We start from the raw sequence: 12235 nt of genomic DNA, 5'->3' as shown, positions 1-12235 counted from the left end.
GCCACCGCGGCGGCCCTCGCGGCCGGTGCGAAGGCGGTCGGCGCGGGTGCCGGAGCGGGCGGCCTGCGGCTCCCGGGCCTCGGCGGAGTCGGCGCTTCGGGCGCGGCCGGCGTCGGCGGCGTCGGCGGCACCGGTGCATCCGGCCCCGGCGGGCTCATGGGACGCGCCGCAGGCGTCGAAGGCGGCGCTGGGGCCGCTCGCGGGGCCGGAGCGGGCGGTACCTCCGGAATGGTGGGAGCCACCTCCGGCGCCGGAGCGCGCGGCGCCACGGGCATGATGGGCGGCGCCGGAGACGACGACGAGCGCGAGCGCCGGAACGGCCTCGGCGGCCCGATCGCTCCCAAGCTCGAGGACGAAGACGAGGCGGGTCCGCGTTCGCGCGGCGCCGGTGCCGGTGGTCGTGGCGCCACGCGTGCCGAGGGCCCGGACGGTCGCCCGTGACGTCCGCGACGACGAACGCCGGCTCGACGAGCGGGCCGCCTCGGCGGCGTGCGCAGACCGACCCCGCCGGGGCGCCCGCCTGAGGTGAGCGCACCGACCCGATGACCCTCGCGCCAGTCGAACGCCGCCGTATCACCCTGCTGGGTGATGCGGGCTCCGTCGACCTCGCCGTGCCCGCCGACGACCGACTCGACGACGCCCTGCGCCGAAGCGGGCTCGCGCTCGACCCGCGCGTCCAGTTCGTGGTCGATCGCAACGGCTACCAGGTCGATCCCGCGACGCCGGGCGGACAGCTCGATGACGGCGGCCTCTACGCCGTGGTGACCGTCACGGGCGCGTCCCGCGGCAAGCGCCGAGCCCGCGCGGCCCCGGCCGGAGAGCGGCGCGTCGACCACGGCGCGCGCTGGATGCTGCTCGGCCTCGCCGCCCTGCTCGCGGGGGTGCTGGTCTCGCTCGTGGCCGAGGAGCCAGCGGTGCGCATGGCCGTCGCCGGCGTCCTCGGCGTCGCCGCGATCGCCGTCGCCATCGCGTCGGCCCTGCGCTCGGATCGCCCCGGCGCTCCGCCGCCGATCGCCATGGCCGCTCCCGTCGCCCTCGCGGCGGTCGCGATGGGTGCGATGGTGCCGGGAGACCTCACGGCGGCCGGGCAGTTGCGTATCGCGGTGGGCCTGCTCGCCGCGGCCGTGCTGGCCTCGGTGCTCGCCGTGTGCACCGCCGACGCCTCGGTGCGCGCCGCCTGGGGCACGGTCGCGCTGCTGGTGCTCTCGCTCGCGGCCGTATGGGGTGCCGCGCTGCTGCTGCGCCTGCCGATCGCCGCGGCCGCGGCGGTCACGCTCGGCCTCGTGCCGGTCGCGCTGCGCGCCCTGCCCTCGACACTCGTGAACGTGCCCGACGGGATGTTCATCGACTATCGCCACTTCATGAGCAATCGCTGGAGCGTTCGCGGCGCGATCCCCGACTCGCCCGCGGCGATCGCGACGGCCGACGCCGAACGGGTCGTGCGCGCCTCGACGGCCCGGCTCACCGCCGGCACCCTGGTGCTCGCGCTCGCGACCGTCGGCGCCGCACCGCTCGCCGCGCCCGGCATCGCGAGCGCCGCACCGCTCACCGCCATCGGCACGATCGCCCTGTTCGCCTGCGTCGTGCTGTCGATGCTGCTCACCCCGCGCCACACCATCGGCCGGGCCGCGCGCTGGCTGCCTCGCGGCGCCGCGATCGCCGTGCTGCTCGTCGGCGTCGCCGCGGTCGCCGACGCCGTGGGGCCGACCGGAGGGCTGCTCGCCGCGGCATCCGTCTTCGCGATCGCGCTGATCACCGCGATCGTCAGCCTGCCGCTCGCGCGGGGCGGCTCGTCGCTCGTGTGGTCGCGGGTCGGCGACGTGATCGAGTGGCTCGCCGTCGCGCTCGCGCTGCCCGCGGCGCTGCTCGCGGCGAACTCGATCGAGCTGCTTCGTGGGATGATCGCCGGATGACGCTGGGCCCAGGATTCGCGGGAACCGCGGCCGGCACCGGCCGCCGCCTCGCGGCATTCACCCTCGACGTGGTGGTGATCTGCGGCGTCGCCGTCGCCGTCGGCCTGCCCACCGGCAGCTGGCTGCTCGGAGCGGTCGCCCTGCTGCAGGCCGTGCTCGGCCAGTGGGTGCTCGAGGCGCGCACGGGTGCCACGGTCGGCAAGGCGCTGCTCGGCCTGCGAACCGCCCGCGACGACGGGCCGTACTCGCCCGGCGCGGGCCGGGGCTTCGTCCGCGGGTTCATCACCGCGCTCGGCTTCGCGGGCGCCGCGATCGGCGCGTGGCTGGTCGTCGCCTCGAGCGCCTGGGATGCCTCGGGCCGGCGCCGCAGCTGGGCCGATCGCGCCGCCCAGACCGTGGTCGTCGCCGTTCCCTCCCGCGCGCAGCGCGTCGCGGCGATGCCGGTGGATGCCGCGACGGCCTTCCGCGGGCCGGCACCCGTGGCGCGCGCGCACGCGCCGGCGGCGGCGCCGACCGCCGTCGCAGAACTCGGCCCGGTTCCCGCGGGCGTCGCGATCCTGGGGCAGCCGCCGCTCATCAGTGCGCCGCCGGTCGCGTGGCAGCCCGCGCGGCGATCCGACCACGCGCAACCGGTGGCGGTCCGGCCCGTCGACCAGCGCGCCGTGGCGCCGGCCGTGGCGCCCGGCGCGGCCGCGGCATCCGTCGCCGAACCCGTCGACGGGCTCGAAGGTGCGCTGCTCATCATCTTCGACACCGGAGCGCGCGAGCAGCTGCCGTTGCCGGTCGTGGCGAACCTGGGCCGCAACCCGTCGCCCACCGAGCCGGGCGACCGGCTCGTCACCGTGCACGATCCCGACGGCACGGTGTCGAAGACGCACCTGCGGCTCGAGCACTCGCGCGGCAACACCTGGGTCACCGACGGCGGCTCGACCAACGGCACCGAGGTGCTCCGGGACGACGGCGACGTGGAGCTGCTGGCGCCCGGCGTGCGCACCGCCCTCGACGACGGCGACCGCGTGCGCATCGGCAACCGCACCTTCACGATGAGCCTGCTGCTCGCCTCCGACGGAGAGAACCGCTGATGTCCACCCCCCGCCTCGCGCCTCCCCGTGTGCCCTCCGGCAGGATCACCGTGCAGGCCCCGCCCGAACTCGCCCCGAGCGACGGGGGCGGCGGCATGCTCGTCTCGCTCGTGCCCATGCTCGGCAGCGTGGGCGCGATCGTCATGGTCACGCTCTCGAACGCCGGGCCCACGGGATTCATCACGGGCGGCATGTTCCTGCTCTCGTCGCTCGGCTTCGTCGCCGTGAACGGCTGGCGCCAGCGCGCCCAGCGCCAGGCCGCCGTGCTCGGCGCCCGTCGCGAGTACCTCGCCTACCTCACCGAGCTGCGCAAGACCGTGCGCACCGCCGCGCGCCAGCAGCGTCGCGCCGGCAACTGGAAGCTGCCCGCGCCCGAGACGCTGCCCTTCGTGGCCGAGGAGGGCACGCGCGTGTGGGAGCGCGCGGTCGGCGACCCCGACTTCCTCGCGGTGCGCGTCGGCATCTCCGACCAGCCGCTCTGCCTGACGCTCGAAGCGCCCGAGCTGCCGCCGCTGGCCCAGCTCGACCCTGTCGCGGCATCCGCGGCGCATCGTTTCATGCTCACCCACGAGACGCAGGCGAACCTGCCCGTCGGCGTGACCCTGCGCGACTACGCGCGCATCGAGCTGACCGGCGACGAGGCCGAGGTGCGCGGGCTCGCCCGCGCGATGCTGTTGGGTGCTGCCACGATGCACAGCCCCGACCTGCTGCAGATCGTGGTGCTCGCCGCCGACGAGGCGCTGCCGCAGTGGGAGTGGGCGAAGTGGCTGCCGCACACCCACTCGCAGACCGTGACCGACGGGCTCGGCCCGGCGCGCATGATCGGCTCGTCGTTCGAGGCGCTCGAGTCGATGCTGCCGCCCGAGGTGCGCGACCGGCCCCGCTTCGCCCGCGACGGTTCGACGCCCAAGCTGCCTCACCTGATCGTGCTCGTCGACGGCGGGCGCCTGCCGGCCTCGAGCCTCGTCGTCTCGAGCGACGGCACCCAGGGCGTCACGGTGATCGACCTGCCGGCGCGATGGGACGACTTCGACGATCCCGCGGCACTGCGCATCTCGTTCGGCTCGCCGAGCGCGGGCCGCACCGAGCTCATCACGATGCAGGCCGCGGCGCGGCCCTTCACGCCCGACAGCGTCGGCATCGTGACGGCAGAGGCGACCGCCCGCCGCCTGACGCCGCGGTACACCGCGACCGTCGCCGGGCCCGCCGAGGGTCCGTCGGTCGGCAAGCAGGCCGAGCTCGTCGAGCTGCTCGGGCTGCCCGACGTCCGCGACCTCGACCTCGACGCCGCGTGGGCGCCGCGCCTCGACCGCAACCGCCTGCGCATCCCCATCGGACAGGACCTGCAGGGCGCGCCGGTCGTGCTCGACCTCAAGGAGTCGGCCCAGCAGGGCATGGGCCCGCACGGCGTCATGATCGGCGCCACGGGCTCCGGCAAGTCCGAGGTGCTCCGCACGCTCGTGCTCGGCCTCGCCATGACCCACTCGCCCGAGCAGCTGAACTTCGTGCTCGTCGACTTCAAGGGTGGTGCGACGTTCGCCGGCATGGCCGGCATGCCGCACGTCTCGGCGATCATCACGAACCTCGGCGAGGAGCTCACCCTCGTCGACCGCTTCCAGGACGCGCTGCAGGGTGAGGTCACCCGCCGCCAGGAGCTGCTGCGGGCGTCGGGCAACTTCGCCAACGTCGCCGACTACGAGAAGGCCCGCCGCGGCGGCCGCAGCGACCTCGCGCCGCTGCCTGCGCTGCTCATCGTCGCCGACGAGTTCTCGGAGCTGCTCTCCGCGAAGCCCGAGTTCATCGAGAGCTTCGTGAACATCGGCCGCGTCGGCCGTTCGCTGCAGGTGCACCTGCTGCTCGCCTCGCAGCGATTGGAAGAGGGCAAGCTGCGCGGGCTCGACACGTACCTCTCGTACCGCATCGGCCTGCGCACCTTCTCGGCCGCGGAGTCGCGCTCGATCCTCGGCGTTCCCGACGCGTACACGCTGCCGCAGCAGCCCGGCGTCGGATTCCTCAAGAGCGACACCGAGACGATGACGCAGTTCCGCGCGGCCTACGTGTCGGGCCCCCCGCCCCGCCGCCGCACCGCGGCCGCGGCGGGCGGCGGCGGAGCCGTCGAGGCATCCGTCGAACGGTTCACCGCGGCACCGCAGCACCGCGCGGTCGTCGAGGTGCAGGCGCCCGAGGCCGTGGCCGCGCCGGTCGAACCGGCCGAGCAGCGCAGCACGTTCGACCTCGCCATCGAGCGCATGCAGGGCCGCGGCCCCGCGGCCCACCGCGTGTGGCTGCCGCCGCTCGAGACGCCGGCCACGCTCGACCAGCTCTTCGGCGACCTGCGCGTCGACCCGGCGCTCGGCCTGGTGTCGCCGCAGTGGCGCGCGGCCGGCCCGCTCACGGTGCCGCTCGGCATCGTCGACGTGCCGCTCGAGCAGCGTCGCGAGGGCCTCGTGGTCACGCTCTCGGGTGCCGGCGGCCACCTGGCCGTCGTGGGCGCGCCGCTCTCGGGCAAGTCGACGCTCGCGCGCACGCTCGTCACGTCGCTCTCGCTCGTGCATACGCCGCAGGAAGTGCAGTTCTTCGTGCTCGACTTCGGTGGCGGCACGTTCACCGGCCTCGCCGGGCTGCCGCACCTCGCGGGCCTCGCGAGCCGTTCGGAGCCCGACGTCGTGCGCCGCACGATCGCCGAGATCACGGGCGTCCTGAACGAACGCGAGCGCTTCTTCCGCGACCACGGCATCGACTCGATCGACACGTACCGGCGCCGCCGCGCCGAGGGCGCGGTCGACGACGGCTACGGCGACCTGTTCCTCGTCGTCGACGGCTGGGGCGTGCTGCGCAGCGAGTTCGAGATGCTCGAGCCCGCGGTGCAGCAGCTCGCCGCACGAGGCCTCACCTTCGGCGTGCACGTCGTCATCACCGCGGCCCGCTGGATGGAGGTGCGGGCGAACCTCAAGGACCTGATCGGCACGCGGATCGAGCTGCGCCTCGGCGACCCGACCGACTCCGAGATCGACCGCAAGGCCGCCGCGAACGTCACCGTGCACGCCGGCCGCGGACTCGCCCCGAGCGCCCTGCAGATGCTCACCGCACTGCCGCGCATCGACGGCGACTCGGAGGCGCGCACCCTCTCGACCGGGGTGGGCGACCTCGTCTCGAAGGTCGTGGCGGCCTGGCGGGGACCTGCGGGCCCGAAGCTGCGGCTGCTGCCCGAGACGATCGAGCTCGACCGGCTGCGCGCGCTCGCGCCGGCGGCGACCCGCGATTTCGTGCTCGGCATCGACGAGGCCCAGCTCGCGCCGTACCTGTTCGACCCGCGCGAGGAGCCGCACCTCTTCCTCTACGGCGACGCCGGGTCGGGCAAGTCCTCGATGCTGCGGGCGTTCGCGCACGAGGTCATGCGCGTGCACGGGCCCAAGGAGGCGAAGATCTTCGTCGTCGACTACCGCCGCGCGCTGCTCGGCGAGATCCCCGACGAGTACCTCGGTGCCTACCTCACCGGCCACGATGTCGCGACGAGCGGCATCGCGGAGCTCTTCGCGTTCTTCAAGAGCCGACTTCCCGGCCCGGATGTCACGCCAGAGCAGCTGCGCACGCGCTCGTGGTGGACCGGTGCCGAGGGATACCTGCTCATCGACGACTACGACCTCGTCGCGACCTCGCAGGGAAACCCGATCGCGGCGCTCGCGCCGCTGCTCGCCCAGGCCGCCGACGTCGGACTCCACGTTGTGCTCACCCGCCGCGCGGGCGGCGCGAGCCGCGCCGCATACGACCCGGTGATCCAGCGGTTCACCGACCTGGGCGTCACGGGCATCCTGCTGAGCGGCAGCCCCGAGGAGGGCCAGCTCATCGGCAAGGTCAAGGCCGAGCCCGCCGCGCCGGGCCGCGCGAAGATCGTCAGCCGCGAGCGCGGCCTGGTCGCCGCGCAGCTGGCCTGGGTGCCGCCGAAGCACTGAGCCGGGCGCGGATGCCGCGCGCCGCGCGCCGCGAGGGTTCGGGCGCGCGGTGCGCGGTGCGTGGCGCTCGGACCGGTTGTTCGCCGGGGCGCGTTACTCGACGGGGCGGGCCGGGCGACGCCATCCGATGATCGCGAGCACCACGCCGACGACGCCGACGGCGAGGCCGCCGGCGGCGAGCCAGCGGGCGACCGGGTCGTCCGTCGTCGTGGCCGTCGTCTCGGCCGAGGTCCCGTCGGCGGCGTGCGCGGAATCGTCCGCGTGCCCCGAGTCGTCCGCGTCATCCGCCGTGCCGTGTCCGCCGTGCGCGTCGTCGGCCGCGGCGGTCACGGTGATCGAGGGTGCGGGGTGCTCGGGCTCCTCGCCGCCGGCCTCGGCGACCTCGCTCCAGTCGGTCGAGCCTTCGGCGCACTCCTGCAGCACGGGGAAGGCGAGGGTCTCGCCCTCGGCGTCGGCGGGCAGTTGCAGGCTCAGCTCGATGACGTCGCGGAGGTCGCTCGGCAGCGGCGTCACCGCGGTGTAGACGACCTGCGCGTCGCGGTCGACGAGGTTCGCGCCGTGGCTGTCGGTCTTCGGCTCGGGCAGGTCCTCGACCACCTTCTCGATCGTCCAGCCCGGGTTGACGGTCGGCGTCACCCGGTCGACGCCCTCGGGCATCGTGAAGGTGAGCTTCGTCGTCGGGCTCTCGCCGCATCCGTGCGGCGTGGAGAAGCTCAGCACGGTGTACGAGCCGGCGGCCGTGCTGGATGCCTCGACGCCCACATGAGCCGACGCCGACAGCGGTGCGGCGAGGGCGAGCAGGATGCCGCCGCCGAGCGCAGCGGTCGAGGCGAGGGTGGTGCGGGTGGCGCGAGTGGCGCGGGCGGTGCCGGCCGTGCGGATGGCGCGGGCGCGGGTGGAGTGGGTACGGCTGGAGTGGGTACGGCTGGTCATGGTTCTGCTCTCTGCGGTCATGGCACGGCGGATACGGCCGTCGCGTGCCTGCGGACGCGCATGCGCGCGAGTGCGTCGCCGATCGGCGCGTCCGCGGGGGAGGGGTGGGGTGCGTTCGACCGCTCAGGCGGCCGCGGCGACGCTCGGCGGCCCACGATGGCGCAGCGAGACGAGGTGCAGGTCGCGCGCGGCCGCGAGCACCGGTCGGCCGAACGCGCGAACGCGCGCACGGCGCAGCACGGGCACCGCGCCGAACGCGAGCACGAGGGCGACCCGAAGGCCGCGGCCGAGTGCGCGAAGTGCCGCCAGTGCGTGGTCGGCAAGGAGCACGAACGCGATCGTCAGTGCGGCCGCACCCACGTGGGCGGCCAGCATCCAGACGCCGAGGTGGTGCTCGATACCGTCGGTCGACGCGGGCAGCTCGGGCAGCACCGGAAGCAGCACCTGCTGGGCGGAAGCCGGGTGCCCGGCGTGCGCCCCATGCGCGCCGTGCCCGGTCGTGGCATCCGTCGACGTGACGACGCCCGTGATCGCGGCGCCGGTGCCGAGCGAGTAGAGCGCATGCAGCGCGAGCTGCGCTCCGCCGGCCGCCGCAGCGGTGCGGATGCGTCGCGCGCGGCGCCCGGCCGACGCGGGCGAGCCGACGACGATCGCCGCGAAGGGGATCGAGAACGCGAGCGCCAGCGCGATCGAGAGGAGGCCGGGGGGCATGCCGCCGCCGAGCGTGTGCGCGAGGGAGGCCACGAGGGTCGCGAACAGCGCGATCGCGCTGCCGCGCGCGAGCCGGGCGCCCCGATCCTTCCGCACGCGCCCATCGTAGTCGGGCGCGCCTGCGAGCGCCGCGAGGGCCCTGTCGTCGTCGTCGCCGCCGCCGGCGGCGCTGGAGGCGCTCACGCCTCCGGCGACGGGTCGGGGATCTCCTCGGGCTTGTAGTTCGGCAGGCGGCTCGCGGGCAGGATCGCCAGGGCGCTCACGCCCGCGAGGATGAGCAGGCCGACCTTGAGGGCGCTGAGCCGCGCATCGGTGTTGATCTGCACGGCGGCGTCGACCTGCTCGGGCGAGGCATCCGTCTCGTCGAGCACCTCGCGCAGGCGGTCGTTGCTCACGAAGTTCACCTGGTCCAGCGGAACCTGCGCCGCGAGATCGTCGGTCAGTTCGGGTTCGGCCATCACGGCCTGCCCGATGTTCAGGCTCAGGATCGTGACCAGCATCGCGCCGGCGAGGGCGGTGCCGACCGCCGAGGCGAGGTTCTGCGTCGTGCCGCGGATCGATCCGACGTCGCCGGCGAGTTCGCGCGGCGCCGAGGTGACCAGCACGTTGAAGACGAGGGTGACCAGCGCGCCCTGGCCGATGCCGAACACGACCAGTCCGAGGATCGTCGGCAGCGTCTCCCAATTGTTCGTCACCACGAACGACAGCCAGACGAGCGCGACGGTCGTGAGGATGAAGGAGAACACGCCGATCGTGCGCGGCGTGAACCGGGTGTAGAAGCGCACGACGAGCGTCGCGGTGACGAACACCGTGAGGTTGAACGGCATCATCGCGATCGACGTGTCGAACGGCGTGCGCCCCTGCACGATCTGGATGTAGAGCGGCACGGTGAAGTTGATCGCGGCCTCGAGCGCGACGATCACGAACATCGCGTACACGGCGGCGCGTTCGCGTCCCGAACCCAGCACGTCGAGGCTCACGAGCGGCACCTTGCCCTCGCGCATGCGGCGCCTCGTCCAGAGGAAGAACGCCTGCCCGAGCACGAGGCCGACCACCACGAACACCGGTGCCGGCGAGACGCCGACGAGGTCGAACGGCGCCTGCGGCGTCGCCATCAGCACGCCCCAGGCGTTGAGGTTGTTGAACCCCAGGGTGAGCAGCACGATCGCGGCGCCGATGAGCACGGCCGCGACGAAGTCGATGCGGATGCCGGGGTCGCCGCGGTCGGAACGCAGCGTGAAGCTCAGCGCGAAGACCACCACGGCGAGCACGATGAGGATGACGAACACCGGTCGCCAGCCGACGAGCGTGCCGAGCGCGCCGCCGATGAGGAAGGCGCTCACGCCCGAGATCGCGCGGGCCGAACCGAGCGACCCGACCGCGGTCGCCTGCTGGCGCCCGTGGTAGTTCTCGGCGATCAGTGCGACCAGCGAGGGCACGATGATCGCGGCGGATGCCCCGGCCAGCGCCTGCGCGCCGATGACCCAGCCGACCGTCGGCGCGAACACCATCATGAGTTCGGCCACGCCGAAGAGCCCGACGACGACCCGGAACACGAGCACCCAGCCGAAGCGCTGGCCGATCTTCGCACCGACCATGACGAGGGCCGCGACCGCGAGCCCGTACATGACGATCGCCGTGCTCACATCGGTCGGGGAGACCCCGAACTCCTCGACCATGCCGCCGATCGACACCGGCAGGGCGGAGACGTTGAACGACATGAGCACCTGCGCCAGGAAGAGGCCGATCATCGGCCCCCAGGAGGCGCGGGCGGTGGTCTCGGCGGCGGGTGCGGCGGTCGTCATGACGGTGATCCCTTCGGAGGGGCGGATGCTGCGGGCGCGGAGGCGAAGAGGTTCAGCCCGAGCGCCCGCGAGAGGTAGGCGGCGGCGCGCTGGCCGCGCACGCTGTTGCCCGCCGGGTCGAGCCGCGGCGAATAGGCCCCGATGCCGGCCTTGCCCGGGGAGATCGCGACGATCCCGCCCGCGACACCCGACTTGCCGGGCAGGCCGATCTCGAACAGCCATTCGCCCGAGCGTTCGTACATGCCCGTGGCCGCCAGCACCGCCAGGGTGTCGCGGCACACCTCGGGCGCGACGACCCGCTCGCCGGTGACCGGGTTCACGCCGCCGTCGGCGAGCGTCGCGCCCATGACCGCGAGGTCGTGCGCCGTGACCAGCAGCGCGCACTGGCGCGTGTAGACATCGACCGCATCGAGCGGGTCGCCGGCGATGCGTCCGTAGCTCTCGAGGAGCCGCGCGATCGCCCGGTTGCGCTGGTTGGTCGCGGCCTCGGACTCGTAGACGACCTGATCGACCTCGAGCGGCCGGCCGGCGAACCGCGACAATCCGTCGACGATGAACCGCCACTGCTCGTCGACGTCGCCCGGCACGAGCGCGGTCGTCGCGATCGCGCCGGCGTTCACCATCGGGTTGCGCGGATGCCCCGCCGCGAGCTCGATCGCCATGACCGAGTTGAACGCCAGGCCGGTGTTGTCGACGCCGACCCGCTCGAGCACGACCTCGTGGCCGAGTTCCTCGCAGGCGAGCGCGTAGACGAACGCCTTCGAGATCGACTGGATCGAGAACGCGACGTCGACGTCGCCCGCGTCGTGGGTGCTCCCGTCGACCTCGACGACCGCGAGGCCGAAGGCCGCCGGGTCCGCCTCGGCGAGGATCGGGATGTAGTCCGCGACGACCCCGTCGTCGACCCCGCGATTGCGCTGCCACGCCTCGACGACCAGCGCCTCGACATCGTCCCAGCCGGGCAGCGACCCGGTCGACGCGCGCTGTGCGACGTCTCCGACCTCGAGATCCACGACCACCCCCGTAGCCAGCGGGCCGTGACGGCCGGCCCGAGTCCGATCCTGCTGGGTCGCGGGCGCGGGGCACAAGAGGCGCGCGGCGGGGGCGTCGGCGCGGCGGGGGCGCCGACGGGGCAGGTGCGCCGCCGCGGGGGAGGCGTACGTTGGAGGCATGGACCACGGAGGAACCCCGGTCACCTCGGTCGACGAGCTCGAGGCGCTCGTCGGAGAGCCGCTGCCGACGGCGAAGAACAAGACGCGCGATCGGCTGCACGAGATCGATCGGCGATGGCTCGAGGCATCCCCGTTGTGCTTCATCGCGACCGCCGACGCCGCGGGCAACGGAGACGTCTCGCCGAAGGGCGACCCGCCGGGCTTCGCGCTCGTGCTCGACGACCGCACCATTGCGATTCCCGAGCGCCCCGGCAACCGTCGTGCCGACGGGTTCCACAACCTGCTCGCGAACCCGCACGTCGGCCTCGTGTTCGTGATCCCGGGCCGCGGCGACACGCTGCGCATCAACGGGCGCGCGCGGCTGCTGCGCGACGTGCCGTACGCCGACCGCATGGCGGTGCGCGGCCACACCCCGACCCTCGTTCTGGAGGTCGCCGTCGACGAGGTGTTCTTCCACTGCTCGAAGGCGTTCCTGCGCTCGAAGGCGTGGTCGCCCGAGACGTGGAATCCCGATGCCGCACCCCGGCGCGCGGTCATCGCGCAGACGCTTGAGCGCCGCACCGACTCGCTCGAGGAACTCGAGGCGTACTACGGTCCGTCGTACGCCGAGCGCATCTACGGCTGAGCGCACCCGGCGCGGGCACCGGCCGCGACGACGTCGCCCGC

General features: G+C 74.1%; 8 protein-coding genes and 1 pseudogene. 5 read left to right on the top strand and 4 right to left on the bottom strand.

Going from position 1 to position 12235, the window contains the following annotated elements; genetic code table 11:
* The 4 genes and pseudogenes from GE115_RS18315 to eccCa form a co-directional block, all read left to right on the top strand.
* A pseudogene (locus tag GE115_RS18315) lies at positions 1–441 on the top strand (hypothetical protein); the annotation flags it as partial.
* A gap of 101 nt (positions 442–542) precedes the next feature.
* Entirely contained in the window at positions 543–1913 is a 1371-nt protein-coding gene (locus GE115_RS08610) for a hypothetical protein (RefSeq protein WP_153684330.1), read from the top strand.
* Positions 1910–2995 carry an RDD family protein gene (locus tag GE115_RS08605; RefSeq protein WP_153684329.1) on the top strand — a complete coding sequence of 362 codons (1086 nt, stop codon included), beginning with the start codon at positions 1910–1912 and terminating at the stop codon, positions 2993–2995. The genes GE115_RS08610 and GE115_RS08605 overlap by 4 nt, the downstream gene beginning before the upstream one ends.
* The gene (gene eccCa / locus GE115_RS08600) at positions 2995–6948 is read left to right on the top strand and encodes a type VII secretion protein EccCa (protein ID WP_153684328.1); all 3954 of its coding nucleotides are present in this window, start codon (positions 2995–2997) and stop codon (positions 6946–6948) included. The genes GE115_RS08605 and eccCa overlap by 1 nt, the downstream gene beginning before the upstream one ends.
* 93 nt (positions 6949–7041) lie before the next feature.
* On the opposite strand, the gene GE115_RS08595 is transcribed toward eccCa, so the two are convergent.
* The 4 genes from GE115_RS08595 to glsA all read right to left on the bottom strand — a co-directional run bounded on the left by GE115_RS08595 (position 7042) and on the right by glsA (position 11410).
* Positions 7042–7881 carry a YcnI family copper-binding membrane protein gene (locus tag GE115_RS08595; protein WP_153684327.1) on the bottom strand — a complete coding sequence of 280 codons (840 nt, stop codon included), beginning with the start codon at positions 7879–7881 and terminating at the stop codon, positions 7042–7044.
* A gap of 123 nt (positions 7882–8004) precedes the next feature.
* On the bottom strand, positions 8005–8775 hold the full coding sequence (locus GE115_RS08590) for a hypothetical protein (RefSeq protein ID WP_153684326.1): 771 nt from the start codon (positions 8773–8775) through the stop codon (positions 8005–8007).
* Positions 8772–10397 (bottom strand): MFS transporter, encoded by a 1626-nt coding sequence (locus GE115_RS08585; RefSeq protein ID WP_246190628.1) that lies wholly within the window; start codon positions 10395–10397, stop codon positions 8772–8774. The genes GE115_RS08590 and GE115_RS08585 overlap by 4 nt, the downstream gene beginning before the upstream one ends.
* Positions 10394–11410, bottom strand: coding sequence for a glutaminase A (gene glsA, locus GE115_RS08580; protein WP_312855031.1), 1017 nt, complete (start codon positions 11408–11410; stop codon positions 10394–10396). Before glsA ends, GE115_RS08585 begins: the two co-directional genes overlap by 4 nt.
* 157 nt (positions 11411–11567) lie before the next feature.
* Between glsA and GE115_RS08575 the strand changes: the two genes are divergently transcribed.
* Entirely contained in the window at positions 11568–12194 is a 627-nt protein-coding gene (locus GE115_RS08575) for a pyridoxamine 5'-phosphate oxidase family protein (RefSeq protein WP_153684324.1), read from the top strand.
* Positions 12195–12235: the final 41 nt, after the last annotated feature.

Source organism: Agromyces agglutinans (assembly GCF_009647605.1).
GTDB lineage: Bacteria > Actinomycetota > Actinomycetes > Actinomycetales > Microbacteriaceae > Agromyces > Agromyces agglutinans.
This window is presented reverse-complemented; position numbering and strand designations above follow the sequence as displayed.